Here is a 25,647-nt window from a genome sequence, read left to right as displayed (position 1 = left end):
GCCCTGGACGGATCAAGCCCGGCTGGGCTGGGCGCGGGGAAGGCGGACGGTGACCGTGAGGCCGCCGGCCGGGCGCGGGGTCAGGACGAGGGTGCCGTCGTGGGCGCGGACCACGCTGTGCACGATGGCCAGGCCGAGGCCGACACCGGCGTGCTCGTCGCTGCGTACGCGTGCCGTACCGCGCTGGAAGGGTTCCGTCAGGGTCGGCACCAGGGCGGGCGGTAGCGGAGGGCCTGTGTTCTCCACGAGCAGCAGGCTCACGCCGTCCCGCTCCTCGGTGTGGACGACCACCGTGCCGTCGGCGGGGAGATTGTGGACGACGGCGTTCTGGACGAGGTTCGTCACCATCCGCAGCAGCAGTTCCGGCGAACCGCTGGTGCGGGCCGCCCCGCCGGTGACGTCGAGCGTGATCCGGCGCTGCTCGGCGAGCGGGAGCAGCGTCTCGGCGGCCTCCTCCGCGAGGAGGGAGAGGTCGACGCTCTCGCGGGCGAAGTGCCCGCGGTCGCCGCGGCTGAGCAGCAGCAGGGCGTCCGTCAGCTCGATCGCCCGCGTGTTGACCGCGTCCAGGCGCTCGATCAGCTCCGCCCGGTCCCGCGTGGGGTCCTTGCGGGCCACGTCGAGCAGCGTCCGCGAGATCGCCAGCGGGGTGCGCAGCTCGTGCGAGGCGTTCGCGGCGAAGCGCTGCTGCTCCGCGACGTGCGCCTCCAACTGCTCCAGCATGGTGTCGAACGTGTCGGCGAGCTCCCGGAACTCGTCCCGGCGGCCCTCCATGCGGATCCGGTGCGACAGCGACCCGGTTCCGGCCGTCCGTGCCGCCGCCGTGATCCGCGTCAGCGGCGCGAGCATCCGGCCCGCGAGGATCCAGCCGCCGACCAGTCCGAACACGAGCAGGAAGCCCATCGCGGCGGCCGCGGCCGGGGCGAAGGTGTGCACGAGCAGGTAGCGGTTGGGCGAGATGCCGAGCAGGCCCTGGGAGTTGTCGGGGACGTAACGCAGCAGGTACGCCCACACCACGGCCAGCAGCAGAGCGCCGGCCACGGCGAGGAAACCGGCGTAGCTGAGGGTGAGCTTCAGCCGGACGCTGAGGCCTGGCGCTCTACGCATGCGGGGAGCCGGCGTCGGTGGCTGGGGTGGCGGCTGCGGTCTTGGACGTGCCGGGGCCGGGGCCGGAGCCGGAGCCGGTGTCGATGCGGTAGCCGACGCCCGGCACCGTGGCGATGACCCACGGCTCGCCCAGCCGTTTGCGCAGCGCGGAGACGGTGATCCGTACGGCGTTGGTGAGCGGGTCGGTGTTCTCGTCCCAGGCCCGCTCCAGCAGCTCCTCGGCGCTGACGACCCCGCCCTCGGCGGCGACGAGGACCTCCAGCACCGCGAACTGCTTGCGGGTGAGCGCCACATACCGCCCGTCGCGGAAGACCTCCCGGCGGAAGGGATCGACCCGCAGCCCGGCGATCTCCCGCACCGGAGGCCGGGCGTACGCGCGCCGGCGGTCCAGCGCCCGCAGCCGCAGCACGAGTTCCCGCAGCTCGAACGGCTTGGTGAGGTAGTCGTCGGCGCCCAGCTCGAAGCCGGACGCCTTGTCGTCGATCCGGTCGGCGGCGGTGAGCATGAGGATCGGGATGCCGCTGCCGGAGGCGACGATGCGCCGCGCGACCTCGTCGCCGGACGGGCCGGGGATGTCACGGTCGAGGACCGCGAGGTCGTAGGAGTGGACGCTCAGCAGCTCCAGAGCGGTATCGCCGTCGCCGGCGATGTCGGCGGCGATCGCCTCCAGCCGGAGACCGTCACGGACGGCCTCGGCCAGATACGGCTCGTCCTCCACGATCAGTACACGCATGGCAGAAGCCTAAGCAGCGGGACATATCGCCGACGTATGCGGAGAGCGCCCCCGCGGCACCGCGACCCGGCGGCGCGGCTCAACCCACCGGTGCCGGCTCGGGACGCTCCCGGCCCGCCTCCGCCCGCGCGGTGGTCCGCCACCAGCGACGTGACGCCAGCCCGGCCAGCACGGCACCGGCGGTGTTGACCAGGACGTCGTCCACGGAGGACACCCGGTCCAGCCGCAGGACGTACTGCGCGGTCTCCACCAGGACCGAGCAGCCCGCGCCGAGCGCCAGGATGCGCGGCAGGGACGCCAGCGCGGTGAACCGCACCGGGGCGAAGGCACCGAGCGAGGCGAAGACGAGCAGGTTGCCGGTGATGCCGAGCGTCCCCATGGTGACCAGGTCCCGCAGCGGCACCAGGCTCACCCGGGCGGGCGCGACGCCCGGCTCGGCGCCCGGCATCAGGATCAGCCACACGAACGGCACCGTGCCGTGGACCATGCCCACCTCGGCCAGCGACAGCCGCCACGCCGAGGCGACACCGGCGGCCCGCCGGCGGTACGCCAGCGCGCACACCACCAGGGCGGACAACGGCAGCGCGACCAACGTCATGAGCACCACGCCGTTGAAGGTGTCGAAACAGCCGTGCCACTGCCCGGCCATGCACCGGGGAGCGGACATCATCAGCGGTCGCCGTACGACGTACACGCCGCCCGCCACACCGAGGACCAGCAGGCCGAGGCCCGCGATCCGGCGCGCGCGGCGGCCCGGCGCCGACAGGGATGCGTCGAGGTTCATGCCCCCATTGGAGACGGCGGCCGGTTGCCAGGGCGTATCCGCTTTTCGATACGCCGCCGATACACGCCGGGGGACCTCAACTGGGCGAGTCTCCGCGTGAGCTGAGGGAGCGACGGTCCCCCCGAAGGGGGAGCGCGTGCGTACCGCGGCTTGTGGGGACGTCACAAGGTCTCGTCCGGGAATCGGTCGGCTCCTGACCTGACACCCGCCTCCGCACTGGGAACATCATGAGGACGCACAGCAGGTGCTCTGTGGCATCCGCACAATCCAAGGAGGCTCATGTGACCCGTAACGGTCGTGTGCTGGTGACGGGCGTCGGGGCGATGACGCCACTGGGAGCGGACGCGCCGTCCACGTGGGCGGGGCTGCTGGACGGCAAGTCAGGGGTGCGGCTGCTGGAGGAGGACTGGGCCGCGGACCTGCCCGTGCACGTCGCGGCCCCCCTCACGGTGGACCCCGCCGCCCAGATGCCGCGGGCCGAGGCGAGGAAGCTCGACCGCGGTGAGCAGATCGCCCTGCTCAGTGCGCGCGAGGCCTGGCAGGACGCGGGCGCCCCCCAGGTCGAGCCGGAACGGCTCGCCGTAGTCATCGGTACCGGCACCGGCGGCATCCTCAGCACGCTGGGCCAGGACGACATCCTCGAACGCACCGGGCTGCGCCGGATGTCGCCGTTCGCCATCCCCATGCTGATGCCCAACGGGCCCGCGGCCTGGGTGAGCATGGACCTCGGCGCGAAGGGCGGCGCCCGGACTCCGGTGAGCGCCTGCGCGTCCGGGGCGGAGGCCCTCGCCCTCGGCCAGGACCTGATCCGCAGCGGACGGGTGGACGTGGTCGTCGCGGGTGGCGTGGAGGCGTGCCTGCACCCCTTCACCCTCGCCGCCTTCGCCCAGATGACGGCCCTGTCGACGCAGTCCACGGACCCGGAGTCCGTGTCCCGCCCGTTCGACGTCCGCCGGTCCGGGTTCGTCATGGGCGAGGGCGCCGGGATCATGGTGCTCGAACGCGCCGGGTTCGCCGAGGCCCGCGGCGCCCGCGCCTACGGCACGCTGGCCGGCAGCGCCGTGAGTTCCAGCGCGGACCACATCACCGCCTCCGACGCGGACGGCCAGGTCTTCGCCATGGAACTGGCGCTGCGCGACGCCGGTCTGGACCCGTCGGACATCGGGGTCGTGCACGCCCACGCCACGTCGACGGAGTCCGGTGACGTGGCGGAGGCCGAGGCCATCGGGCGGGTGCTCGGCAACGGCGTCGCGGTGACGGCGACGAAGTCGATGACCGGGCACATGCTGGGCGCCTCCGGAACCGTCGGCGCCCTCACCGCCCTGCTCGCGCTCAGGGACGGCACCGTGCCGGCCACGCGCAACCTCGACGAGCTGGACCCGCGCGTGGAGGTGGACGTGGTGCGCGGTGAGCCCCGCACGGGCCAGTGGTCCGCGGCGCTGTCCAACTCGTTCGGGTTCGGCGGACACAACGTCAGTCTCGTCTTCACCCGGTGAGGAGCGGGCGCGCCCGGCCCGTTGTCCACGACCGGGCGCGCCCATCTTTTTGACGCCAGGCCGCACCGGCCCGCCCGCTCACGAGATGGCCGCACCGGCCCGCTCACGAGAAGGCCGCGCCCGCCCGGCTCACGAGAACGCCGCACCGCCCCGCTCACGACAAGGCCGCACCCGCCCCGCTCACGACGCGGCGGGCGGGTCTCCGTACGAGGCGGCGGGCCAGGCCGTGCCGTCGGTCGTCTCCCGTGCGATCCGCCGCCACCGCTCCTCCCCGCCGGGCAGCGGCCAGGACCACGTCGGCCGTTGCGCGGTGTGCAGGTGGTGCAGGCGGCGGGCGAGCCGGGGTCCGGCGACGGCGGCGCCGTCCGGGACGGCGGAACCGTGCACGGCGCGGAGCCCGGCGAAGCGGGCCAGTTCACGCTCGTAGGACTCCGCGGCCTCCTCGACGCCCGCGGCCAGCTCGTCGCGCGGCAGCGCGCGCCGCAGCTGCAGCACCGCAGGCTCGACGGACTCGGCGATCGCCGCGGCGAGGCGCGCGTGTCCGTCCAGGACGAGATGGCAGTCCAGGCCGCTCACCCACCACAACAGCACAGGCGGCAGCGTCCCGTCACGGGCCTGCTTGCGGTACGCCTTGACCCGGCCGTCGTCGGCGTCCGGCACCGGCCGCAGCGGCAGGATCTCCCATGCGTGCGCGTGCAGGAACCAGTCGACGTACCCGTCGGGATGACCCTCGACGAGCATCGAGCGCCAGTGCCGCGCGTGCGAGTCGCCGGGGTGGCGCCAACGGGCGAGCGGACTGTCGTACGACAGCAGCCAGCGGCCCTCGTGCAGCGGGCCCTCCGCCGCTCCGGCGAGGTGCCGCGCGAAGCGGTGCGCCCACCGCCGCGGACTGCCCGCCAGCGCACGCGCCGTGTCCGCGCGCAGCGGCGGAACGAGCGAGCGGTACCCGTCGGTGCGCCAGAAGTCCACGCCCTGCAGGTCTTCGTCGACGACGGCGAGCAGCACGGGCCGCGACAGCTGGGACAGCAGCAGCCGCTGCCCGGCACGGAACACGCACAGCCCCGGCCGCCGGCCACCGTCCCGGACGTCCAGGCACAGCCCCGCCCACGTGCCGTCGTCCCCCGTGACGTCGCTGTGCCGCACCCCGTGTGCCGGGTGCGGGAGGGCAGCCGTCACAGATCCGCCGCGTGGTCCGGGACGTAGTTCCGCTCTTCGCGCGGAGGGCGTTCGTATCCCGTGGACGGCGGGCGCGGCGGCAGCTCCAGGGCCGGGGGCGGAACGTCGTGGTAGGGCAGGGAGTCGAGCAGATGCGCGATCATGTTCAGCCGGGCGCGCCGCTTGTCGTCGCTCTCCACCACGTACCACGGCGCGTCGGGGATGTCGGTGTGCGCCATCATCGTGTCCTTGGCCCGGGAGTACGCCTCCCAGTGCGTGATCGACTCCAGGTCCATCGGCGAGAGCTTCCAGCGGCGCAGCGGGTCCTCCATGCGGCGCCGGAACCGCTTCTGCTGCTCCTTGTCGCTCACCGAGAACCAGTACTTGCGCAGCAGGATCCCGTCCTCCACGAGCATCCGCTCGAAGACGGGGCACTGACGCAGGAAGCGCTGGTACTCCTCGTCGGTGCAGAAGCCCATCACCCGCTCCACGCCGGCCCGGTTGTACCAGGAGCGGTCGAACAGCACGATCTCTCCCGCGCCCGGCAGCTGCTCCGCGTACCGCTGGAAATACCACTGGGTGCGCTCGCGCTCGGTCGGCTTCGGCAGCGCCGCGATACGGGCCACCCGGGGGTTGAGGTGCTCGGCGACCCGCTTGATCGTGCCGCCCTTGCCGGCCGCGTCCCGGCCCTCGAAGACCACCACCAGCCGGGCGCCCTCGGCCCTCACCCACTCCTGGACCTTCACCAACTCCGTCTGGAGCCGCAGCAGTTCCTTCTCGTAGACCGAGCGCGGCACCTTCGCCGCCCGCTTGCCGCTCATACGGACCGCCTTCCTGGTCACCCCGGGACGCGAGGGGGCCGACCGCCGGCCCGTCCGGGGCCGTACGCGCCGGTGCGCCCGCCTCGCGGCACGCCGGACGTGGGCAGTGTAGGCACACCGGCCCGAGCGATCACAGCGGTCGAGGCGATCACCGGGCCGGCGGCTCGCGACCCCGCGGTGGGGGCCGTTGCTCGCGACCGCCGGTCACCGTCGGGCAGGGCCACCGTCGTGGTCGGCGGCGTACGCGGCGAAGACCTCCGCCGGCGCGCCGCCCGTGTGCAGGAAACGCTGGTCGAGTACGGCGGCGAGGTCCCGCAGCGCGGCGGCCAACAGCTCACCGGCCAGCCGGACCTCCGGGCGCCCTGCCCGCTGCCCGCGCTCGGCGAGGGCACCGGCGAACCCGGCCATCGCCGCGAACGACGCCCGGTCCTCCCCGTCGTGGAAGTAGTAGGCCTCCGCGTACTGCGTGAAGTCCACCCGCACCCGCACCACTTCGCCGGCCAGCCCGTCCAGCAGCAGCGCGCCCGCCGTGTTGTCGAGCTGCCGGGGCGTCGGGTCCGCCTCGCGCAGCAGCGCCAGCCGCACGGCCAGCGCGCGCCGGCGGGACAACGCCGGGTAGATCTCCAGCACCCAGGAGACGGCGGCCGTGAGCAGCGCGAAGCCGACCAGGGCCTCCAGCGGTGAGACCACGCGCAGCCACCCCTCGGCGGGGGCGATGTCGCCCAGCCCGAGCGTGGCCACGGTGACCAGGGACAGGTAGACGGAGTCGAGCGCGGACGGCGCCCGGGCCGCCTCCGAACCCGGGGCGAAGCGGAAGGCGCCCGGCATGTGGGGCCAGTAGATGATCGCCCAGCCCAGGACGACCGTCGCGGCCCACATGACGACCACGGTGACCATGGCGAGCGGTCCCACGAGCCCCGCCACACGCCGGCGCGGCCGCACCCGCCGGGACAGCCGCCACAGGGCCGTCATGACGAGGCGGCTCAGACCGCCGTGCCGGGTCGGATGCCACAACGTGTGGAACAGGTCCCGCAGGACGACCAGGACGAGCCCGGCACCCAGCAGCGACACCGACCACTTCATGGCATCTCCCGGCCTCCCGGCGCTCGGGCCTACCGGTCGGCGGAGGTGATGCGGCGGCCGGTCAGCGTCGTGGGGCGGATCGACACCCACATCTCGCGCTCGCCGCCCGCCCAGGGGGTGCTGTGCGCCGTCCGGGTGAGCCGCCGCACGGCCTCCGGGTCCGTGACGGCGCTCGCCGGCCCCAGGGCGAGCACGCTCCAGCCCTGGCTCAGCGCCTCGTCCACGTGGTCGACCTCGAAGGCGGTCTCGGCCCCGACGGCCGCGGCCGGCAGCGCGTCGGGCCGGGTGCGGAAGACGATGGCGTCGTCGACGACGTCGTAGTTGACCGGGACGATCACCGGGCGGCCGTCCGGCGCCGACACCGCGACACGCCCCACCCCGTGCGTGGAGAGCAGGGCCCGGCACTCCTCGGGGCCCAGGTCGTCGAGCCGGGGGTGCAGCAGCGCCCGGCCCTGCCCGGGCGGCAGGTCGAGGCCCGCCCCCCGCAGGGCGCTCACGGTGGTGTGCAGGGCGTCCGCCAGGGACACGAGCGTCGCGGGACTCGGGTCCGCGGGCTGCTGCTCCAGGTACGCCAGATACTCGGGCGACATGCGGGCGCGCCGGGCGGTCTCCTCGCGGGTGAGCCCCTGCCGTCGCCGCTCCAGCGCGACGCGCCGGCCGATGTCGCCGGGGTTGACCCCACCCGGCGGGCCGCCCGCGTGGGGCGCCGGTGCCTCGTCCGCCCCGCCCCCGGCGGGTTCACCGCCCGGCCCGGCGGTGTGCCGGATACGGGCGTCGGGTCCCGGATGGACGAGCGTCACGTCGTCCGTGTCCGACCAGCGGACGTCGTACGGCGGTGTCCCGTCCGCGTGGTGCAGGCCGACGATCTCGCCGTCGCGCACGGGGGCACCGGTCGCCGGGCTCTCGATGACGAGGCGGTCGCCGAGCCGAGCTCGCATGGCGCTGCCCTCTCTCGCGGGGATGGTGCCTCCAACGTGCCATGGCGGACCGGCCACCGCACGGCACGGACGGCTGTCCTGGGCGCCGAGGCCTTGGTCACTCGGTCCAGGCCGACGCCGCCGTGGGGCCGTACAACTCCAGCAGCCGGCTCCGGGCGGCGTGCAGGCGGTCGGCTACGACCTCGCCGACCCACTGGGAGACGGCCAGGCCGAAGGCGGGGTCACGGCGGAACAGGTCGCGCACGGCCGCCGCGTCGAACTCGTGGGCCCGCACCGGCGTGGCGGCCCCCGCGCCCAGGCGCCAGACGTGCGGGCCGTACAGCCAGGACCAGCCGAGCAGGTCGTCGTGGCCGAGCGACTCGATGACGGCCGCCCGGCGGCCGGGCACGTGCAGGTCGAGATCGACGACGCCGCTGCGGACGACCCAGAAGCGGTCGGCCCGGCCACCCTCCTCGAACAGCCTGGAACCCTGGGGGAACGACACCTCGCGCGCCGTCCCCAGCAGCATGGTCCGGTGCTCGGGCGCCAGCGCCCGCAGCATGCTCGTCGAGGCCGGAGCGTTCATGACGTGCCTCCAGGGTGAGAGAGGACCCGGTACCTCCAGCGAGGACCCGGTATCTCCAGCGTGCCCGCGGACCCGCGCCGCGGCCACCGTCCACTCGGCCCCAGGCCCGGGCCGCTCGGCGGACGCCACCGCCGAGCCGGGCCCCGCCTGCCTTGGGAAAGCCGCCTCGCCCCGCCGGCCGCGCCCACGTGCCCTTCCTCCCACGCCCGCTGGACGGTCGTAACCCCGCCGGCCGCGTCCGCCGCCTGCGCCCGTGGGACCGGCCCGGTCCGACAGGTCCCACGGGTCAGGGCCGACCGGCCCCCCTGTCGTCCCCGGTCAGCCCCTGGGTCTGTGGGCGCCCGCGGCGCACGCTCGAAGTGACGACCGATCCCGGAGGAGATGAGCGGTGACCGACGAAACGCGCTGAGGAAGAAGACAGCCATGAAGCACGACAAGGTCGCATCCGTGATGACGACCGAGGTCGTCAGTGCCACGTACGGCACCCCCTTCAAAGAGGTGGCGCGGCTGCTCGCCGAGCACGGCGTCAGCGGACTCCCGGTGGTCGACGAGGACCGCAGGGTCATCGGCGTCGTCTCGGAGACGGACCTGCTCGCCCGGCAGGCCGACGGCCCCCGCCAGGACGAGCCTCCGAGGCGGTTGCGGCTCGCCGCCCTGACCCGGGACGGGCGCAGGCGCGCCGCCAAGGCCCGGGCCCGTACGGCAGGTCAGCTGATGAGCGCACCGCCCGTGACCGTCCCCGCCGACGCCACCATCGCCGAGGCCGCCCGCTCCATGGTCCGGCACCGCGTCGAACGGCTGCCCGTCCTCGACGCCGAGAACCGCCTCACCGGCATCGTCACCCGGCGCGACCTGCTGGCCGTGTTCCTGCGGCCCGACGACGAGATCCGCCGCAGGGTCGTCGGCGACGTGCTGGTAGGCGCCCTGTCACTGGCTCCGCGCGGCATCGGCGTCTCCGTGACGGAGGGCGTCGTCACCCTCTTCGGGGAGGTCGAACGCCGCAGCGAACGGGAGATCGTCCTGTCCATGACCCAGCAGATCGACGGAGTGGTCGCGGTCGTCGACCGGCTCACCCACCGCCTGGACGACAGCCGCCGCATCCGGCCCGCCGAGCCCGCTGTGCGCGGCGTCGCCGACGGCTGGCCGCGCCGGCTGTGACCGAGCCCCGCCGACCGCGCCCACCCAACCGAAGGAGGCCGCCATGAACGCGACCGTGCTGGTCGTCCACGGGTCGACCAACGGATCGACCGCGGAGATCGCCGACGCCGTCGCCGCGGTGCTGAGCAAGGAGGGACTGACCGTCGAGACCCGGCCCGCCGGGACGGTGAAGGACGTGTCCCCGTACGACGCCGTGGTGATCGGCGGTGCGCTGTACGCCGGACGCTGGCACAAGGACGCCCGGCGCTTCGCCCGCCGAAACCGACGGGCTCTGGCCGGACGGCCCGTGTGGCTGTTCAGCAGCGGCCCACTCGACCCCTCGGCCGGCGAGCGGGACGTCCCGCCCGTGCCCGGCGTCCGGCGCATCATGGACCGGCTCGACGCCCGCGAGCACGTCACCTTCGGCGGCCGTCTGGAGGAGGGCGCGCGGGGGTGGGTGGCCCGGATGCTCCTGAAGAACGGAAAGGGCGGTGACTTCCGCGACTTCCACCGGATCGAGGGCTGGGCCGCCGGGGTCGCGGGGGAGCTGACCCGGGTGCGATCGGAGGTGTGACAGGGGGAGGACGGGAAGACAGCGAGGGCGTCCCGTCAGACCGGGTCCGTCACCCGTCGTCGTGTGACGAGGACGAGCAGGCCTCCGCCGACGGCAAGGCCCGCGAGGACGGCGGCGAACGTCGTCGTGCCGTCGGTCAGGCCCACGGCGTCGCTGAGGTAGCCGGCGGAGACGGGCAGGAGGCCGGCCGGGAGGTAACCGCCCACGTTCAGCGCCGCGTTGGCCTCGGCGAGGCGCTGCGGCGGAATGCCGGAGTTGAGCAGTGACAGACCGCCCAGCTGGCCCATTCCCTGGCCGGCACCGGCCAGCAGCGCGGCGAGGACGAGGGCCGCCACGGCCGAGGTGTGCACGGACACGACCAGCACGACCATGCTCAGCGTGGTGCTCACGGCACCGGCCACGAGGACGGTGCGGCGGCGCAGCCGCTGGACGGCGAACTGCACGCCCGTCGCGGCGAGGAACATCGCGAAGGCCATGGTGCCGGCGACGACCCGGTTGCCGGTGCCGAGGATCCCCGACAGGAGTGAGGGGCCGAGCGAGAGCACGAAGGACGTGGCGGTGATGCCGGGCGCGAACACCGCGATGCCGAGGGCGAGTCGACGGCCGTGGCCGCGCGGGACGCCGGGCACCCGTACCCATGCGCCGGTGCCGCGGGCCTCGGGACGACGTACCGGCATCCGCAGGACGCACAGCAGCGCCGTGCCGAGGAGCACGGCCTCGACGACGAAGACGGTCACGGTCGGCGCGGGCGCCGTCTCGGAGAGCACCCCCGCGAGGAGCGGGCCGAGCCCGGCGCCGAAGACCATCGCGCAGGACGCGAGCAGTGCGGCGACGCGCTTGCGTCCGGGTCCGGCGACATCGGTCACCGCGGCCATCCCGGCCGAGACGACGGCACCCACCGCGACCCCGGTGAGCAGCCGCGCCACGATCAGCGCGGCCACGCTGGTGGCGGTCGCGAAGATCAGGCAGGCGGTGAGCGCGAGCGTCAGCGCGGGCAGCAGGACGGACTTGCGGCCGACCCGGTCGGACACCACGCCGGAGACCAGCAGCGAGCCGACGAGGCCGACGATGTAGCAGGCGAACACCACGGTCAGGGTGCCCTTGGAGAAGCCGATGTCGCGCTGCCACAGCACGTACAGCGGGGTCGCCGCGTTGGAGAGCACGAACACGGCCGTAACCGGCCACGCCGCCAGCCACACCCACCACAGCGGGGCGACCGCCCGCCCGCCGGCCCCCGCGCTGTCCGGACGTCGTCGCCGCCCGTCGGCGGCCTGGGCGGGCACGGTCCCGGTTTCGGACATGACTGTTCCTCCCGATCCTCGGTGCCGGTTCCCCGGCAGCAGTACGAGTCGAGTCGAACTTAGCAGGCTGTACGATGAAACTCGTACTAGTCGGCATGACGAGGAGTGAGCGATGCCCGCGACGACGACGGCCTCACCGTCCATCAAGGTGATCCCCGAGCCGCCCGGCCTGCCCGAACCGCTGCCGGAGCCGAGCGTCGACGAACTGCGCCTGGAGACCGTCCTCGGCGCCCTCAGCGACCCCCTGCGGCTGACCATCGTCCGCAAACTCCTCCTGGAGTCGGAGGACTTCGACCACACCTGCGGCTGGTTCGGGCTGGACCGGCCCAAGTCGTCGCTCACACACCACTTCAAGGCGCTGCGGGAAGCGGGGGTCACGCGCCAGCGCCAGTACGGGCTCGAACGCCGCAGCCACGTCCGCATCGACGACCTGAACGCCCGCTTCCCCGGTCTGCTGGACCTGGTGGCGGCCTGGACCCCGCAGCGCTGACCCCGCACCGCCGCCGCATAGGATCACGTCTCTGTGATCCGAGCCCGACGGGAGGCCCAACTCACATGGTGGATCAGCGTGTTGTGGTGGTGACGGGAGGCGGCACCGGGATCGGCGCGGCGACGGCGCGCCTGCTCCGGGCGGCCGGGCACGAGGTCGTCGTCTCCGGCCGCCGGCCGGAGCCGTTGCGGCGCGTCGCCGAGGAGACCGGCGCGCTGGCCTGCCCGGCCGACACGACCGACCCGGACGCGGTACGGCACCTGGTGGACACCGCCGTCGAGCGCTTCGGCCGGCTCGACGGCCTGGTCGTCAACGCGGGCGTGGGCCGCAGCGGGGGCGTCGGTGAACTGTCGGACGAGGACTGGGACCTGGTCCTGCGGACCAACCTCACGGGCCCGTTCCTGCTGATGCGGGAGGCCCTGCCGCACCTGCTCCGCGCCAAGGGCTCGGTCGTCGCCGTGGCCTCGGTCTCGGCCCTGCGCAACGGCGTCGGCAACGCCGCCTACGCCACGTCCAAGGCGGCGCTGCTGCAGCTGTGCCGTTCGCTGTCCGTGGACTACGGCCCGCAGGGCCTGCGGGCCAACACCGTGTGCCCCAGCTGGGTACGCACGGAGATGGCCGACCGCCGCATGACCCGGTTCGCCGAGGAGAGCGGCTCCGGCTCCCTGGAGGAAGCGTACGAGGAGGCCACCCGCCTCCTGCCGGCCCGCCGCCCCGGCGACCCGGAGGAGGTCGCCGAGGCCATCGCCTGGCTGCTGTCGCCGGCCGCGTCCTTCGTCAACGGTGCCGTCCTGACCGTGGACGGGGGAGCGACGGCACTGGACCCGGGGACCGTTCCCTTCGCCTTCCGCGTCACGCCGCGCGGCGACGAGGCCTGACGTCCGGGTCCACGCTCCTCAAGGTCTGTCAGGACAGGGCGAGAACACAGAAATCGTGCCCCTCCGGATCGACCAGGCACGTCCACGGCACGTCCCCCTGGCCGAGGTCGAGGTCGGCGGCACCGAGCGCCCGCAGCCGGGCCACCTCCGCCTCCTTGTCGTCACCCGGGTACGGCAGCAGATCGAGGTGGACCCGGCCGGGTCCGGCCTGCCCGCCGGGCACGCGGAGGAACTCCAGGTACGGTCCGACGTCCCGGGCGGACCGCAGCACCGCGGACGCGTCGGTCACCTCGCGCACGGTCCAGTCGATCGCCGCACCCCAGAACCGGGCCATGGCCCGCGGGTCCGCGCAGTCGACCACCACCGCGGCGATCGGCCCGGTGTCCCGGTAGACGTCCCGTGGCTCCAGCACACAGAACTCGTTGCCCTCGGGATCGGCGAGCACCGTCCACGGCACGTCCCCCTGCCCCACGTCGACCCGCACGGCCCCCAGCGCCTCCAGCCGCGCGACCAGCTCCGCCTGATGGGCCGCGGAGGTGGTGGCGAGATCGAGATGCACACGGTTCTTCGCATCCGGCTTGGGCTCCGGAACGGGAACGGTGTTGATCCCGACGACCACCGGATCCGGCCAGACGAAGCCACCGTCGGGCCCCACGTAGGTGGTCGCACCGGGCCGGTAGGCGCTCCAGCCGAGCGCTTCGGCCCAGAACCGGCCGACCGCCCGGTGGTCGACGGCCTTGAGGTTCACCTGAACGGGACGCAGTGCCATGCCGGGATCCTATGAGCGCAGGGCGACGGCTCACGAGTGCGCCGAACCGCCCGCCCGACCGGCCGCCCGGTGCACCCGTTCAGGAGTCCTCCCGCGACCCGTGGCGGGTCTCGACCGCGCGGCGCACCCGGCGGCTGAGGGCCGTCGCCGCCGCGGTGAGGAACACGAAGTTGTACAGGATCTGTACGACCGCCACACCGCGGGCCGACTGCCCCTGCGGTGTGATGTCGCCGTAGCCGATGGTCGCCAGCGTCACCAGCGTGAAGTACAGGGCGTCGAGGCGGGTGCGGATGCCGGTGATCTCGCCCGGCCGACGGGCCAGGACGTAGTAGGCGCCCGCGAAGACGAGGACCGACACGCAGACCAGGAGCGGCAGGAGGATGCCCGGGCGGGTCCCTGGCCGGTCGAGCAGGACTTCACGGATCTGGCGCAGGATCAGGGCACCGATCATCCCCAGCGTCGTACAGAACAGCGACCAGCTCAGCACCGGCCGCTCCGGGCCCAACCGGTGCAGCGGCAGCAGGAAGTAGCCGGCGACAGCCACGGCCACCAGGAGCACGGCGGCGGCCACCTGCCCGGTCCGGCCGGAACCGGGCAGCGGACCCGGCGAGCGGGGCGAGCCGTTCACGCGAGGCAGCCCTGCCGCCCCGATCAGTACCGCAGCGCCGTCGCGACCCGCACCTGCACGCTCCCGGAGAGACGGTGCGTGCTGCGCGCCGTCGCCTCGCCGGAGGCGCCCGCGGCCACGTCGCGGACGGTCACCAGCACCGTGTCGAGCAGCTTCCCGTCGCCGTCCTGGAAGTCGACCTGCACGGCGAAGGACTTCTTGCCGTCCGCGGTGTTGCGTGCCGTGACGGAAACCGTCGTCCGTCCGTCGCCGTCCGTGGCGGGCTTCCCGAGCTTCACGTCGTCCCTGGCGTCGACGCCCCCCTTGACCGAGTCCAGCTTGCGCCGGACCTCGGCGGTGGCCGAGGCCAGCGCCGAGGCGCCCTGGGACGCCAGCGACGAGGCGGCGGCGGTGACTTCGGCGCCCACCGAGGCGGCCTTGCTCGCCGCGCCGGACACGCCACCCCCGTCGTCCGAGCAGCCGCCCACCCCGGCGCCCAGCACCGCCGTCAGCACCACGGCCGCCGTACCCCGGGTCATCCGTCCACTCATGCCGCCTCCTGCCCGATCCGGTTGGCTCTCCCCAGTGAACTGGCGCCACCCCCCGGCCGCATGCGCAGGCGGCCGGGAGCGACAGCCGGTACCCGGACATTCACCCCAACAGCGCCGGACCGCCCGCGCCCCCGCCTCACCCGGACGGCGTACCCCTCATGGCCGCCCCGCGCCCCGGCACGGATGGTCGAACAGGCAGGCGGACGCCGACCGGCGCCGCCGGCCGGACGAGAACGGAGCGCGACCATGACCGCACAGCCCCACTCGGGATCGACCACGGGCGACCACCGCCCCGCCTCCACCGGACGCAGTCCTTGGGTCACCGGCGGAGCGACGTTCGCGGGTGTCCTGCTGCTCCTCAACGGCATCCTGGCCGTCCTCCAGGGCATCGCCGCGATCGCCGAGGACGACGTGTACGAGCGGATCGGCAGCTACGTCTACGAGATCAACCTCACCGGCTGGGGCTGGATCCTGGTCATCCTCGGCGCCATCGCCGCCTGCGCCGGCGTGGGCATCCTCTCCGGGGCCACCTGGGCCCGCGCGGTCGGTATCGCGCTAGCGTCGCTGAGCCTGATCGCCCAGTTCATGTTCCTGCCGTACCAGCCGGTGTGGTCGGTCATCATGATGGCTCTCGACGTGTTCGTGATCTGGGCCCTGGCCTCCTACGAACCCGAGCCGGCCCGCCGGTAGGGGCCACGGGGCGGGCGTCCCCGAAGCGAAGAAGGGCCGTCGTGCGACGCCCGCCTTACGGGCGTGTGTCGTTCGTGAACTCCTCGTTGCGCGCGGGGCATTCGCCGTGTTCCCGCAGGTCCGGCCGTGCTTTCCTCGTCGCACGTCACGCCGCTCTCCCCGCACGAGGAGCACCATGAGCAGCCAGCCCATCGACTCCGTCACCGCCGGACACACGCCCGAGGAGCCGCCGGCCGGACCCGACACCTCGGCCTGGTCGTTCGAGACCAGGCAGGTCCATGCCGGTGCCGCGCCCGACCCCGCCACCGGTGCCCGCGCCACGCCGATCTACCAGACCACCTCGTTCGTGTTCCGGGACACCCGGCACGCCGCCGACCTGTTCTCGCTCGCCGAGCCCGGCAACATCTACACCCGCATCCACAACCCCACCCAGGACGTGTTCGAGCAGCGGATCGCCGCGCTGGAGGGCGGTGTGGCGGCCGTGGCGCTGGCGTCGGGGCAGGCGGCGGAGACGTTGGCGATCCTCACCCTGGCGGGCGCCGGCGACCACATCGTCTCCAGCACCTCGCTGTACGGCGGCACCTACAACCTGTTCCGCCACACCCTGCCCCGGCTCGGCATCGAGGTGTCCTTCGTCGACGACCCGGACGACCCGGAGGCCTGGCGGGCGGCGGTCCGGCCCAACACCAAGGCGCTGTTCGCCGAGTCGCTGGGCAACCCGCGCGGCAACGTGCTCGACGTGCGGGCGGTGGCCGACGTGGCGCACGCGGCGGGCGTGCCGCTCATCGTGGACAACACGGTGCCGACCCCGTACCTGCTGCGGCCGCTGGAGCACGGCGCGGACATCGTCGTGCACTCCGCGACCAAGTTCCTCGGCGGGCACGGCACGGCCGTCGCGGGCGTGGTCGTCGACGGCGGCACGTTCGACTTCGGCGCGCACGCCGACCGGTTCCCGGACTTCACCGAGCCGGACCCCAGCTACCACGGCCTGCGCTACTGGCCCGCGCTCGGCCCCGGCGCGTACGCGATCAAGCTGCGGGTGCAGCTGCTGCGCGACCTCGGTCCGGCCCTCTCCCCGCACTCCGCGTTCCTGCTGCTGCAAGGGGTGGAGACGCTGAGCCTGCGCATCGAGCGGCACACGGCCAACGCCCAGGCGCTCGCCGAATGGCTGGAGCAGCGCGACGAGGTCGCCGCCGTCCACTACGCGGGCCTGCCGTCCAGCCCCTGGTACGAGGCCGGGCAGAGGTACCTGCCGCGCGGCGCGGGTGCCGTCGTCTCCTTCGAGCTGCGCGGCGGTGTCGAGGCGGGCAAGCGGTTCGTGGACGGCGTGGAGCTGTTCAGCCACCTCGCCAACATCGGTGACGTGCGCAGCCTGATCATCCACCCGGCGTCCACCACGCACAGCCAGCTGGACGAGGAGCAGCTGGCGGCGACCGGTACCGCGCCCGGGCTGGTCCGTCTGTCGGTGGGCATCGAGTCGCTCGCCGACCTGAAGGCGGACCTGGAGGCCGGCTTCCGCGCGGCCAAGGGCGCGTAGGTGCCGGCCGTCGCCGCTGCCGAGGTTCCCCTGCCGCCGGCCACCGGCGCCTGGCGGGAGGGGGACCCGCCCGGCCGGCGCCGGTGGTACGACGCCGAGAAGCCGCTGCCGCTGGAGGCGGGCGGTGAACTCCCCGGCGTACGCCTCGCGTTCGAGACCTGGGGGCAGCTCGCACCGGACCGCTCCAACGCCGTCCTCGTCCTGCACGCGCTCACCGGGGACAGCCACGTCTGCGGCCCCGCCGGGCCCGGGCACCCGACGCCGGGCTGGTGGGACGCCCTGGTCGGGCCGGGCCGGGCGCTGGACACCGACCGCTGGTTCGTGGTCGCGCCCAACGTCCTCGGCGGCTGCCAGGGCAGCACGGGACCGGCCTCCCGGCACCCCGACGGGGGGCGGCCCTGGGGCGGCGCCTTCCCGTTCCTGACCCCGCGCGACCAGGTGGCCGCCGAGGCCGGACTCGCGGACGCGCTCGGCATCGACCGGTGGGCCCTGGTCGTCGGCGGCTCGATGGGCGGGATGCGGGCCGTGGAGTGGGCGGTGTCCCACCCGGCGCGCACGGGCGCCCTGCTCCTGCTCGCCACGGCGGCGGCCGCGAGCGCCGAACAGATCGCCTGGGCGCACATCCAGCTGCGGGCCGTCCGCGGCGACCCGCACTGGCAGGGCGGCGACTACCACGACACCGGCCGCGGGCCGCACGCCGGCCTGGGACTGGCCCGTCGCCTCGCCCACGTCACCTACCGCAGCGAGCCGGAACTCCAGGTGCGCTTCGGCCGTCTGCCGCAGCAGACCGAGGATCCGTGGCGCGGCGGCCGCTACCAGGTGGAGTCCTATCTCGACCACCACGCGGCCAAGCTGGTACGGCGCTTCGACGCGGCGAGCTACGTCGTCCTGACCGAGGCGATGAACGCCCACGACGTGGGCCGCGCCCGCGGCGGCGTACGCTCCGCCCTGCGCCGGGTGACGGCCCCGACCCTGGTCGCAGCAGTGGACTCCGACCGCCTCTACCCGCCGGCCCAGCAGGCGGAGCTGGCCGCACTCATCCCGGGCGCCGACCGGCTGCGGGTGGTGGAGTCGCCGTACGGGCACGACGGCTTCCTCATCGAGACGGAGCAGGTGGCCGCGCTCGTGCGGGAGTTGCTGGGGTGAGCGTCGGCTGACGGCGGTGCCTCACGCGCCGGGGCCACGAAACGACGAAGGCAAGGAGACGTCGATATCTCCCTGCCCTTCTCAACGTATAGCAGCCAGGGGGGCTTGCGGCAAGGCCCCGGTCACCGCGCAGAATCGTCCGCCAAGGCCACAACCTGCGGAAATGAGGGCACGCGTGCCGGTGCTGTTGTCGACGTGCGGGGGGCGCGCGAGCGCGCCGTCCGTCTCGTCGGAGGGAAGGCAGTTGTCAGAGGGAAGGCGGTCGACGGGGGCGAGGCGGTTGTGGAAGGCAAGGGCCCGGAAGGCGAGTGCGGTCCCGGAGGTGTCGCGATGACCGGGCCGTACGTGCTGGATCTGCACGAGGTGGACGCGTCGCGGCGCGCGGTCGTCGGCGGCAAGGGCGCGCACCTGGGCGCGCTGGCGCGGATCGACGGCATCCGCGTGCCGGACGGCTTCTGCGTGACGACGGACGCGTTCCGGCGGGTCGTGGAGCAGGAGCCGGCGGTCGAGGAGCAGCTGGACGAGCTGGCGCGCGTGCGTCCGGACGACCGGGAGGCGATCCGCACGCTCAGCGCGCGGATCCGCCGGACCGTCGAAGGCATCGCCGTACCCGGCGACCTGGCGGAGGTGGTCGTGCGGGGTCTCGACCGGTTCGGCGAGGGGACCGCCTTCGCGATCCGGTCGAGCGCGACCGCGGAGGACCTGCCGACGGCCTCCTTCGCCGGCCAGCAGGACACGTACCTGAACGTCGTCGGGACGGAAGAGGTCCTCCGGCATCTCAGCCGGTGCTGGGCCTCGTTGTTCACCGAGCGGGCCGTGACCTACCGCCTGCGCAACGGCATCGACCACCGTGCCGTGCGCATGGGCGTGGTCGTGCAGCAGATGGTCTTCCCGCAGGCGGCGGGTGTCCTGTTCACGGCCGATCCGGTCTCGGGCCACCGGAGGACGGCCACCGTGGAGGCCGCGTTCGGGCTCGGCGAGGCCCTGGTCTCCGGGCTGGTCAACCCGGACGTCTTCACCGTGCGGGACGACGAGATCGTCGACAGGACGATCGGCGCGAAACAGCGCGCCGTGCAGGCGCTGCCCGACGGCGGTACGCGAGACGTGCCGGTCGAGGCCCGGCGACAGGAGCAGCCGGCGCTGACGGACGCCCAGGTGCTGGAGCTGGTACGGCTCGGGCGGCGGATCGAGGCGCACTTCGGCTGCCCGCAGGACATCGAATGGTGCCTGGCCGATGGGCCGGGGGCCGGCTTCCGGATCGTCCAGAGCCGGCCCATCACGACGCTGTTCCCCGTCCCCGCGACCGACGACGAGGACAACCACGTCTACGTGTCCGTCGGTCACCAGCAGATGATGACCGACGCGATGCGGCCCTTGGGCCTGACCATGTGGCAGCTGACGGCCATGGCGCCGATGCTGGAGGCCGGCGGAAGGCTGTTCGTCGACGTCACCGCGCGCCTGACCTCGCCGGCGGGCCGTACCGCCCTGCTGGAGATGGTGGGCCGGTCCGATCCGCTGACCAGGGACGCGCTGGAGACCGTACTCGACCGCGAGGGCTTCCTCCCAGAGCCGCCCGACGCGCCGGGGGAGGCCCCGGGCGGGCGTCCGCCGGCGGCCGGGAAGGGGGCCGGGGGCGCCCCCGGCCCGGTCGAGACCGACCCGGCCATCGTCAAGGAGCTGATCGAGCGCAGCCAGGCGTCCCTCGCCGCCCTGCGCCGCGACATCCGCGGGAAGTCCGGGCCGGAGCTGTTCGACTTCCTGCTGGAGGCCTTCGTCGAGCACAAGCGGGTCCTCAGCGATCCCCTGAGCATTCAGGTGATCATGGCGGGGATGGAGGCCACCTGGTGGCTCAACGACAACCTCCAGGAATGGCTGGGGGAGAAGAACGCGGCGGACACCCTCACCCTGTCCGCCCCCGACAACATCACGTCGGAGATGGGGCTGGCGCTGCTCGACGTCGCCGACGTCGTCCGACCCCATCCGGAGGTGGTGGCGTTCCTCCAGGGCGTCGGGGAGGACGACACCTTCCTGGAGAAGCTGGCGGACCTCCCGGGCGGGGCGGAGGCGCGCGACGCCATCGAGGGCTACCTCGACCGGTACGGCATGCGCTGCGTCGGCGAGATCGACATCACCCGGCCGCGCTGGCGCGAACACCCCACCGCTCTCGTGCCCGCCCTCCTCGACAACGTCCGCAACTTCGCACCGGGCGCCGCCCGGCAGCGCTTCGAACAGGGCCGGCAGGAGGCGTACGAGAAGGAACAGGACGTGCTGGCGCGCTTGCGGGCCCTGCCGGACGGGGCGGAGAAGGCCGACGAGACCAAGCGCATGATCGACCGGGTACGGACCTTCATCGGCTACCGGGAGTACCCCAAGTACGACATCATCAGCCGCTACTTCATCTACAAGCAGGCTCTCCTGGAAGAGGCCGAACGCCTCGTGCGGGGCGGCGTGATCGCCGAGCGGGAAGACGTCTTCCACCTCACCTTCCAGGAGCTGCACGACGTCGTGCGCACGCAGCGGGCGGACGAGGGGATCGTCCGGCGGCGCAAGGAGGCCTTCCGGGCGTACCAGGCGCTCACCCCGCCCCGGGTGCTCACCTCGGAGGGCGAGGCCCTGAGCGGCGCGTACCGGCGCGACGACGTGCCGCCGGGCGCCCTCGCCGGACTGCCCGTCTCCGGCGGAACGGTGGAGGGCAGGGCCCGCGTCGTCCACGACATCGCGGACGCCGAGCTGGACGCGGGCGACATCCTGGTCACGACGTACACGGACCCCAGCTGGTCGCCGCTGTTCGTCGGCATCGCGGGACTGGTGACGGAGGTGGGCGGCCTGATGACCCATGGGGCGGTCATCGCCCGGGAGTACGGCCTGCCGGCCGTCGTGGGCGTGCACCACGCGACCCGGCTGATCCAGGACGGGCAGCGGATCCGGGTCCATGGAAGCGACGGGTACGTCGAGATCCTGGGGTGAGCGACCTGACGGCCCGTCGGCCCGGTTCCGGCGGGCCGTCGGTCGCATCGCACCGGCACGGAGATAACCGGATCCTCAACCTCCGTTCTCTTTAGGTCAGTTGACGGCTTGATCCTCGGAACCCGGGGGTACTCGGGCAGCCCGATCCCATGACCAAGAGGAGGGCATCGTGCCGCGACCGGAGAGAGCGGAGGCTTCCGGGCTGGGGGACCTCGAACCCGGCACCGTGCAGTACGACCAACTGTCCGCCCGTATCGCCGACATCGCCTGGACCGCGCTGTGCGTCATCGCGGCGCTGTGGACCGTCCTGAGTGCCGTCGGCGCGTTGAGCGGGGCGGCGCGCTGGGCGTACAGCGTGGAAGGGCTGATCGTGCTGGCGATCGCCCTGGGCATGCGGTACCGCGCGGTCCGCCGCCGGACGCGGCTGCGGGGGAGGTGACGCGTGGAACGCATCAACACCTATCTGGCGAAGCACCTGTGGGCGCAGATGCTCCTGTCCGTCCTCGCCGCGAGCGTCCTCATCATGGTGGTCTTCCCGGGGCGTTCCTTCCTCTCGGTCGTCGTGCGTACGGCGGTGATGTCGGCCGGCGGCATCGCCGTCGTCGCCGCGGCCCGGCGCAAGGAGAAGCGCGCCTCCGGAGGTTCGACGGACCGGATGGTGGCGTTGGACCGCAAGCTCCGCAAGGGCGACGTGCCCACGGATCCCGAGGAGCGAGAGGCCATGCGCGGCCTGGTCGAGCAGCGCCTGCACCGCACACGCCACCGCGTCCTCGCCCAGGTCGGGCTCACGGTTCTCTTCGGTGCCGTCGTCGCGGCGACGGCCCTGACGGCCGGGCCGCGGCAGACGGTCGGTCTCACCGTGCTCAGCGTCGTCTTCCTGGGCTGGTGCTTCTTCTACGGCAACAGGAATCACCGCCGGCTGCTGACCATGCGGCGCGCGCTCTCCGCCGACACGGCGGCCCGGCGGACCTGACCCCGCCCCAGGGGCGGCCACGCGGGGGACCGGCGTCGCGCCGAGGGTCGCTTGACGGAGCCGATCGGGGGCATCCGGGGGTACGTCCACGTCGTACGACACCGGAGGGTCCCATGAGCACAGGCAGCCGCATAGTCACCGGTCTCTACGCCGCCGTCACCCTGTGGCTGGCGTACTGCGTGGTCGCCACCTGGGACACCGCGGCACCGTGGAGCAGCGTGGCCATGGCCCTCGCCGGCCTCGTCGGTGTCGTGGGCATCGGCCGCGAGGCCCTGCTCGCCGACGAGCGGCGCCGCACCGCCGTACTGCGGGAAAGGGAGGGGCGGCGCCTGGCCCGGCAGGACCGGGCCGCCGAGCTCGCCGTCCGCGCGGAGCTGGAGGCCGCCTGCTGCGAGCGCTGGTGGACCTCGCTCGGCGCCGACCACGACGCGGGCTGCGCCCGCCGTACGCCGAGGAGCAGCGCCGCGTGACGGCGGCTGGGGGTTAAAGGCAGCGGGCGAGGTAGCGGGCGTGGCCGTGCTGGCCGATGTACCCGTCGCCGACGGTGGTGATCTGGCCCGGTGCGACGGCGTAGCACAGGCCTTCGGTGTCGTCCTCGTAGACGACCTTCACGGTCACCGTCTCGGCGCAGCCGTTGTCGGCCTGTGCGTACCGCCAGCTCTGGTAGAGGCTCACACAGGAGGGCGCGGGCTCGGAAGCGGTCGTGTCGGCGGAGGCCGGTCCGGCCGCGAGGGGGGACAGGGCGAGCGCGGCGCCCGCACCCACCAGGGCCGCGTGCCGAAGTACCCGTGTACGCATGGCAGTTCACCTTCCTGAGAAACAGTCAAATAGTTGAAGTCATGTGCCGAGCCGGTGCCCGCTCTGTGTTCAACAGGTGACAGTCTGCGGTAGGCGGCGGCTCGTGCGGTGCGGCCCTCACTGCTTTCGGCCAGTCGGCTTCTTGCAGCCCCCTAACCCGTTGATCTGCAAGGAAGCTGCTTGTCGGCCGGAAATGCACGGTTGACGCTTCAAGGGTTTCCGTGTTCACGAAGTGACGTGACCGTCTCGGTGCAGGTGATCGCCTTCCACCCACCCGGAGCCTCCCGGCACCCTGCCGGGTCCAGGCGTCCGGCATCGGACCGCATCCTGTCGGGGCGCCGGTCGAGGCGCACACTGAGAGGGGAGGAGAGCCATGACCGAGTGGAGCGCGCTCGTCCGGTCCGGCCGCGCGGCGACGACCGCCCGCTGCCGCCGTGCCGCTGCCAGCCTCCGCCGCCCCGGGCACCCGCCCCAGGCCGGGATCCCCCGCTCGGTCCAGCTGGGGGTGCTGCTGGCCGTGCTGGACGAGGGCGTGGCCGCGCTGCGGTCCGCGGACACGGCGGTCGCGGCGTGCGGCGCCTGCGACGGCGCGAGCGGGCAGACCGCCCGCGACTGCGCACGCGCCCTGTCCGGGTTCCACCGCCTCCGTGCCCGCCTGGGCGAACTGCCGATCACCGACTCCGACCTCGCCGACGTCAGGGCGTACGCCGGCCGTCTGCTGGCCTACGACCAGTGGATGGTGCACCAGGCGCTGAACATGGCCTTCACCGTGCACCCCGACGCCCGCACCGAGGCGGCCCGGCTCGAACTCAACGGCCTCGGCCGGCCCGCCGACGACCTGCGCCGCCTGCGCGACGCCGTCAGGGCGCTCGGCCGAAGCGAAGAGCCGCACAGCTGAGGGGCCCCGTCCGCGGTCCGTCCGCCCCGCGCGACAGATCACGCCACCGGGCCTTCAATGGAAAGGTGAGCATTCTGGGACGGTTCGCTGTGGCCGGGTTGACGGCGCTGCTGGGCGCCACGGCGCCGGGACCGTCGCCGCCCCCGCCGCAGCCGCCGCCCCAGCTCGACGACGCCGAGGTGCAGCGGGCCGTCGACCAGCTCGACGGAGTGGTTCGCGCCGCCATGAAACGCACCGGGACACCGGGCGTCGCCGTCGCCGTCGTCCACGACGGCAAGGTGATCCACCTGAAGGGCTACGGCGTCCGCAAGGCCGGCGAGAAGGCCGCCGTCGACGCCGACACGGTCTTCCAGCTCGCGTCCGTCTCCAAGCCGATCGCCTCCACGGTCGTCTCCGGCGCCGTCGGCACCGACGGCTGGGACAAACCCGTGGCCCCGCATGTCCCGGACTTCCGCCTCAAGGACCCGTGGGTCACCTCCCACGTCACGGCCGCCGACCTCTTCGCGCACCGCAGCGGCCTGCCGGACCACGCCGGGGACCTCCTCGAAGACCTCGGCTACGACCGGGCGTACATCCTCTCCCACCTGCGCTACGAACCCCTCACCCCGTTCCGCGCGAGCTACGCGTACACCAACTTCGGCCTGACGGCCGCCGCTCAGGCCGTCGCCGACGAGAAGGGCGTGCCCTGGGAGAAACTCGCCGCCGACACCCTCTACAAGCCGGCCGGCATGGACTCCACCAGCTCACGCTTCGAGGACTACGCGAAGGCCGCCAACCGGGCCTGGGGGCACGTCCGGACCGCCGACGGCACCTGGAAGGCGCAGTACGTCCGGGACCCGGACGCCCAGTCCCCGGCCGGCGGCGTCAGCTCCAGCGCCCGCGACATGGCCGTATGGCTGCGGCTCCAGCTCGCGAACGGCAAGCTCGACGGCAAGCAGATCATCGACGCCGACGCCCTGCAGCGCACCCACTGGCCGCAGTCCGTCGCGAACCCGCCGCACGCCCCGGCCGGCCGGACCGGCTTCTACGGCCTCGGCTGGAACGTCTCCTACGACGACGAGGGCCGGCTCCGCCTCTCCCACACCGGAGCGTTCGCGCTGGGCGCGCACACCAACGTCACCATGCTGCCGGGGGAGAAGCTGGGCATCGTCGTCCTGACCAACACCTCACCGGTGGGGGTCGCCGACGCCGTCGCCCTCGACTTCTTCGACATCGCCCAGCACGGGAAGGTCAGCCGCGACTGGATCCCCCTCGTGGACGCGCTGTACCAGCAGGAGGCGGACGCGGACCGGTCGAAGACCGACTACGCCCACCCGCCGTCGGACGCGCCGGCCGCCAAGGACCCCGGCACCTACGCCGGGACGTACCACAGCGACTACTACGGGCGCGCCGAGGTCGTCGCCGGCGCGGACGGCACGCTGACGCTGCGCCTGGGGCCGAAGCCGCAGTCGTACCGGCTCACGCACTACTCCGGCGACACGTTCAGCTTCCAGACCGCCGGCGAGAACGCGGTCGGCCGGACGGGGGTCACCTTCGCCCCGGACGGAAAGTCCTTCAAGGTCGAGTACCTCGACAAGGAAGGACTCGGGACGTTCACACGCGGCTAGGAGACGTCCGGGCGGCGGTGACCCCGGGCAGGGGCCCGCGCCGCC

General features: G+C 73.5%; 27 protein-coding genes. 14 read left to right on the top strand and 13 right to left on the bottom strand.

Going from position 1 to position 25,647, the window contains the following annotated elements; translation table 11 throughout:
- Positions 1–12: 12 nt before the first annotated feature.
- From IE308_RS02030 to IE308_RS02020, 3 genes are all read right to left on the bottom strand, one after another.
- Positions 13–1,104, bottom strand: a complete 1,092-nt coding sequence (locus tag IE308_RS02030; RefSeq protein ID WP_190216325.1) for a sensor histidine kinase — start codon at positions 1,102–1,104, stop codon at positions 13–15.
- Positions 1,097–1,837, bottom strand: a complete 741-nt coding sequence (locus tag IE308_RS02025) for a response regulator transcription factor (protein WP_229908661.1) — start codon at positions 1,835–1,837, stop codon at positions 1,097–1,099. Before IE308_RS02025 ends, IE308_RS02030 begins: the two co-directional genes overlap by 8 nt.
- A 79-nt stretch (positions 1,838–1,916) precedes the next feature.
- Positions 1,917–2,621 (bottom strand): VanZ family protein, encoded by a 705-nt coding sequence (locus IE308_RS02020; protein ID WP_190216324.1) that lies wholly within the window; start codon positions 2,619–2,621, stop codon positions 1,917–1,919.
- 281 nt (positions 2,622–2,902) lie between these two features.
- On the opposite strand from IE308_RS02020, the gene IE308_RS02015 reads away from it, so the two are divergent.
- Complete coding sequence (locus IE308_RS02015) at positions 2,903–4,117, top strand: beta-ketoacyl-[acyl-carrier-protein] synthase family protein (protein WP_268256450.1); 1,215 nt, start codon at positions 2,903–2,905, stop codon at positions 4,115–4,117.
- 180 nt (positions 4,118–4,297) lie between these two features.
- Here IE308_RS02015 and IE308_RS02010 read toward each other — a convergent pair whose 3' ends face one another.
- The 5 genes from IE308_RS02010 to IE308_RS01990 form a co-directional block, all read right to left on the bottom strand.
- The gene (locus tag IE308_RS02010; RefSeq protein ID WP_229908660.1) at positions 4,298–5,293 is read right to left on the bottom strand and encodes a hypothetical protein; all 996 of its coding nucleotides are present in this window, start codon (positions 5,291–5,293) and stop codon (positions 4,298–4,300) included.
- Complete coding sequence (ppk2, locus tag IE308_RS02005) at positions 5,290–6,093, bottom strand: polyphosphate kinase 2 (RefSeq protein WP_190216322.1); 804 nt, start codon at positions 6,091–6,093, stop codon at positions 5,290–5,292. Before ppk2 ends, IE308_RS02010 begins: the two co-directional genes overlap by 4 nt.
- 204 nt (positions 6,094–6,297) lie before the next feature.
- Positions 6,298–7,176, bottom strand: coding sequence for a potassium channel family protein (locus IE308_RS02000; RefSeq protein ID WP_190216321.1), 879 nt, complete (start codon positions 7,174–7,176; stop codon positions 6,298–6,300).
- 29 nt (positions 7,177–7,205) lie between these two features.
- Positions 7,206–8,114, bottom strand: a complete 909-nt coding sequence (locus IE308_RS01995; RefSeq protein WP_190216320.1) for a pyridoxamine 5'-phosphate oxidase family protein — start codon at positions 8,112–8,114, stop codon at positions 7,206–7,208.
- A 97-nt stretch (positions 8,115–8,211) separates the two neighbouring features.
- A complete protein-coding gene (locus IE308_RS01990; protein WP_190216319.1) occupies positions 8,212–8,679 on the bottom strand; it encodes a Crp/Fnr family transcriptional regulator in 468 nt (155 codons plus the stop codon).
- A 423-nt stretch (positions 8,680–9,102) separates the two neighbouring features.
- On the opposite strand from IE308_RS01990, the gene IE308_RS01985 reads away from it, so the two are divergent.
- A complete protein-coding gene (locus IE308_RS01985; RefSeq protein WP_190216318.1) occupies positions 9,103–9,837 on the top strand; it encodes a CBS domain-containing protein in 735 nt (244 codons plus the stop codon).
- A gap of 43 nt (positions 9,838–9,880) precedes the next feature.
- On the top strand, positions 9,881–10,390 hold the full coding sequence (locus IE308_RS01980) for a flavodoxin domain-containing protein (protein WP_190216317.1): 510 nt from the start codon (positions 9,881–9,883) through the stop codon (positions 10,388–10,390).
- 35 nt (positions 10,391–10,425) lie between these two features.
- Here the strand turns inward: IE308_RS01980 and IE308_RS01975 are convergent, their stop codons facing one another.
- Positions 10,426–11,691 (bottom strand): MFS transporter, encoded by a 1,266-nt coding sequence (locus IE308_RS01975; protein ID WP_190216316.1) that lies wholly within the window; start codon positions 11,689–11,691, stop codon positions 10,426–10,428.
- Between the two features lie 112 nt (positions 11,692–11,803).
- Between IE308_RS01975 and IE308_RS01970 the strand changes: the two genes are divergently transcribed.
- Both IE308_RS01970 and IE308_RS01965 read left to right on the top strand, forming a co-directional pair.
- Positions 11,804–12,181 (top strand): ArsR/SmtB family transcription factor, encoded by a 378-nt coding sequence (locus IE308_RS01970; RefSeq protein WP_190216315.1) that lies wholly within the window; start codon positions 11,804–11,806, stop codon positions 12,179–12,181.
- Between the two features lie 65 nt (positions 12,182–12,246).
- Complete coding sequence (locus tag IE308_RS01965) at positions 12,247–13,059, top strand: SDR family NAD(P)-dependent oxidoreductase (RefSeq protein ID WP_190216314.1); 813 nt, start codon at positions 12,247–12,249, stop codon at positions 13,057–13,059.
- Between the two features lie 28 nt (positions 13,060–13,087).
- On the opposite strand, the gene IE308_RS01960 is transcribed toward IE308_RS01965, so the two are convergent.
- From IE308_RS01960 to IE308_RS01950, 3 genes are all read right to left on the bottom strand, one after another.
- Positions 13,088–13,828 carry a VOC family protein gene (locus tag IE308_RS01960; protein ID WP_190216313.1) on the bottom strand — a complete coding sequence of 247 codons (741 nt, stop codon included), beginning with the start codon at positions 13,826–13,828 and terminating at the stop codon, positions 13,088–13,090.
- A gap of 79 nt (positions 13,829–13,907) precedes the next feature.
- Positions 13,908–14,426: a potassium channel family protein gene (locus IE308_RS01955; protein WP_373314479.1), complete on the bottom strand. Its 519-nt coding sequence runs from the start codon at positions 14,424–14,426 to the stop codon at positions 13,908–13,910.
- A gap of 53 nt (positions 14,427–14,479) precedes the next feature.
- Entirely contained in the window at positions 14,480–14,986 is a 507-nt protein-coding gene (locus IE308_RS01950) for an FxLYD domain-containing protein (protein ID WP_229908659.1), read from the bottom strand.
- Between the two features lie 246 nt (positions 14,987–15,232).
- Here IE308_RS01950 and IE308_RS01945 point away from each other — a divergent pair, with 246 nt between their 5' ends.
- From IE308_RS01945 to IE308_RS01915, 7 genes are all read left to right on the top strand, one after another.
- Positions 15,233–15,676, top strand: coding sequence for a DUF7144 family membrane protein (locus IE308_RS01945; protein WP_190216312.1), 444 nt, complete (start codon positions 15,233–15,235; stop codon positions 15,674–15,676).
- Positions 15,677–15,851: 175 nt separating this feature from the next.
- Positions 15,852–17,213: a bifunctional o-acetylhomoserine/o-acetylserine sulfhydrylase gene (locus IE308_RS01940; RefSeq protein WP_190216311.1), complete on the top strand. Its 1,362-nt coding sequence runs from the start codon at positions 15,852–15,854 to the stop codon at positions 17,211–17,213.
- Positions 17,214–18,359 (top strand): homoserine O-acetyltransferase MetX, encoded by a 1,146-nt coding sequence (gene metX, locus IE308_RS01935; RefSeq protein WP_190216310.1) that lies wholly within the window; start codon positions 17,214–17,216, stop codon positions 18,357–18,359.
- 330 nt (positions 18,360–18,689) lie between these two features.
- Complete coding sequence (gene rph, locus IE308_RS01930; protein WP_190216309.1) at positions 18,690–21,326, top strand: rifamycin-inactivating phosphotransferase; 2,637 nt, start codon at positions 18,690–18,692, stop codon at positions 21,324–21,326.
- 169 nt (positions 21,327–21,495) lie between these two features.
- On the top strand, positions 21,496–21,765 hold the full coding sequence (locus tag IE308_RS01925) for a hypothetical protein (RefSeq protein WP_110635116.1): 270 nt from the start codon (positions 21,496–21,498) through the stop codon (positions 21,763–21,765).
- Between the two features lie 3 nt (positions 21,766–21,768).
- Positions 21,769–22,299, top strand: coding sequence for a hypothetical protein (locus tag IE308_RS01920; RefSeq protein ID WP_190216308.1), 531 nt, complete (start codon positions 21,769–21,771; stop codon positions 22,297–22,299).
- 113 nt (positions 22,300–22,412) lie between these two features.
- A complete protein-coding gene (locus IE308_RS01915; protein WP_190216307.1) occupies positions 22,413–22,769 on the top strand; it encodes a hypothetical protein in 357 nt (118 codons plus the stop codon).
- 13 nt (positions 22,770–22,782) lie between these two features.
- Here the strand turns inward: IE308_RS01915 and IE308_RS01910 are convergent, their stop codons facing one another.
- Entirely contained in the window at positions 22,783–23,097 is a 315-nt protein-coding gene (locus IE308_RS01910) for an alpha-amylase inhibitor (protein WP_190216306.1), read from the bottom strand.
- Between the two features lie 373 nt (positions 23,098–23,470).
- On the opposite strand from IE308_RS01910, the gene IE308_RS01905 reads away from it, so the two are divergent.
- Together IE308_RS01905 and IE308_RS01900 are read left to right on the top strand one after the other, a co-directional pair.
- Positions 23,471–23,995 (top strand): hypothetical protein, encoded by a 525-nt coding sequence (locus IE308_RS01905; protein ID WP_229908658.1) that lies wholly within the window; start codon positions 23,471–23,473, stop codon positions 23,993–23,995.
- A 65-nt stretch (positions 23,996–24,060) separates the two neighbouring features.
- Entirely contained in the window at positions 24,061–25,602 is a 1,542-nt protein-coding gene (locus IE308_RS01900) for a serine hydrolase (protein WP_190216305.1), read from the top strand.
- The last annotated feature ends 45 nt before the right edge of the window (positions 25,603–25,647 follow it).

Origin of the sequence: Streptomyces griseosporeus (genome assembly GCF_014656055.1) — a bacterium.
In the GTDB taxonomy this organism is placed as follows: domain Bacteria; phylum Actinomycetota; class Actinomycetes; order Streptomycetales; family Streptomycetaceae; genus Streptomyces; species Streptomyces griseosporeus.
This window is presented reverse-complemented; position numbering and strand designations above follow the sequence as displayed.

Bases quoted from the DNA above. Each gene is read 5' to 3' on its own strand.
- IE308_RS02030 (WP_190216325.1), bottom strand. From the start codon at position 1,104: ATGCGTAGAGCGCCAGGCCTCAGCGTCCGGCTGAAGCTCACCCTCAGC.
- IE308_RS02025 (WP_229908661.1), bottom strand. From the start codon at position 1,837: ATGCGTGTACTGATCGTGGAGGACGAGCCGTATCTGGCCGAGGCCGTC.
- IE308_RS02020 (WP_190216324.1), bottom strand. From the start codon at position 2,621: ATGAACCTCGACGCATCCCTGTCGGCGCCGGGCCGCCGCGCGCGCCGG.
- ppk2 (WP_190216322.1), bottom strand. From the start codon at position 6,093: ATGAGCGGCAAGCGGGCGGCGAAGGTGCCGCGCTCGGTCTACGAGAAG.
- IE308_RS02000 (WP_190216321.1), bottom strand. From the start codon at position 7,176: ATGAAGTGGTCGGTGTCGCTGCTGGGTGCCGGGCTCGTCCTGGTCGTC.
- IE308_RS01995 (WP_190216320.1), bottom strand. From the start codon at position 8,114: ATGCGAGCTCGGCTCGGCGACCGCCTCGTCATCGAGAGCCCGGCGACC.
- IE308_RS01990 (WP_190216319.1), bottom strand. From the start codon at position 8,679: ATGAACGCTCCGGCCTCGACGAGCATGCTGCGGGCGCTGGCGCCCGAG.
- IE308_RS01985 (WP_190216318.1), top strand. From the start codon at position 9,103: ATGAAGCACGACAAGGTCGCATCCGTGATGACGACCGAGGTCGTCAGT.
- IE308_RS01980 (WP_190216317.1), top strand. From the start codon at position 9,881: ATGAACGCGACCGTGCTGGTCGTCCACGGGTCGACCAACGGATCGACC.
- IE308_RS01975 (WP_190216316.1), bottom strand. From the start codon at position 11,691: ATGTCCGAAACCGGGACCGTGCCCGCCCAGGCCGCCGACGGGCGGCGA.
- IE308_RS01970 (WP_190216315.1), top strand. From the start codon at position 11,804: ATGCCCGCGACGACGACGGCCTCACCGTCCATCAAGGTGATCCCCGAG.
- IE308_RS01965 (WP_190216314.1), top strand. From the start codon at position 12,247: ATGGTGGATCAGCGTGTTGTGGTGGTGACGGGAGGCGGCACCGGGATC.
- IE308_RS01960 (WP_190216313.1), bottom strand. From the start codon at position 13,828: ATGGCACTGCGTCCCGTTCAGGTGAACCTCAAGGCCGTCGACCACCGG.
- IE308_RS01950 (WP_229908659.1), bottom strand. From the start codon at position 14,986: ATGAGTGGACGGATGACCCGGGGTACGGCGGCCGTGGTGCTGACGGCG.
- IE308_RS01945 (WP_190216312.1), top strand. From the start codon at position 15,233: ATGACCGCACAGCCCCACTCGGGATCGACCACGGGCGACCACCGCCCC.
- IE308_RS01940 (WP_190216311.1), top strand. From the start codon at position 15,852: ATGAGCAGCCAGCCCATCGACTCCGTCACCGCCGGACACACGCCCGAG.
- rph (WP_190216309.1), top strand. From the start codon at position 18,690: ATGACCGGGCCGTACGTGCTGGATCTGCACGAGGTGGACGCGTCGCGG.
- IE308_RS01915 (WP_190216307.1), top strand. From the start codon at position 22,413: ATGAGCACAGGCAGCCGCATAGTCACCGGTCTCTACGCCGCCGTCACC.
- IE308_RS01910 (WP_190216306.1), bottom strand. From the start codon at position 23,097: ATGCGTACACGGGTACTTCGGCACGCGGCCCTGGTGGGTGCGGGCGCC.
- IE308_RS01905 (WP_229908658.1), top strand. From the start codon at position 23,471: ATGACCGAGTGGAGCGCGCTCGTCCGGTCCGGCCGCGCGGCGACGACC.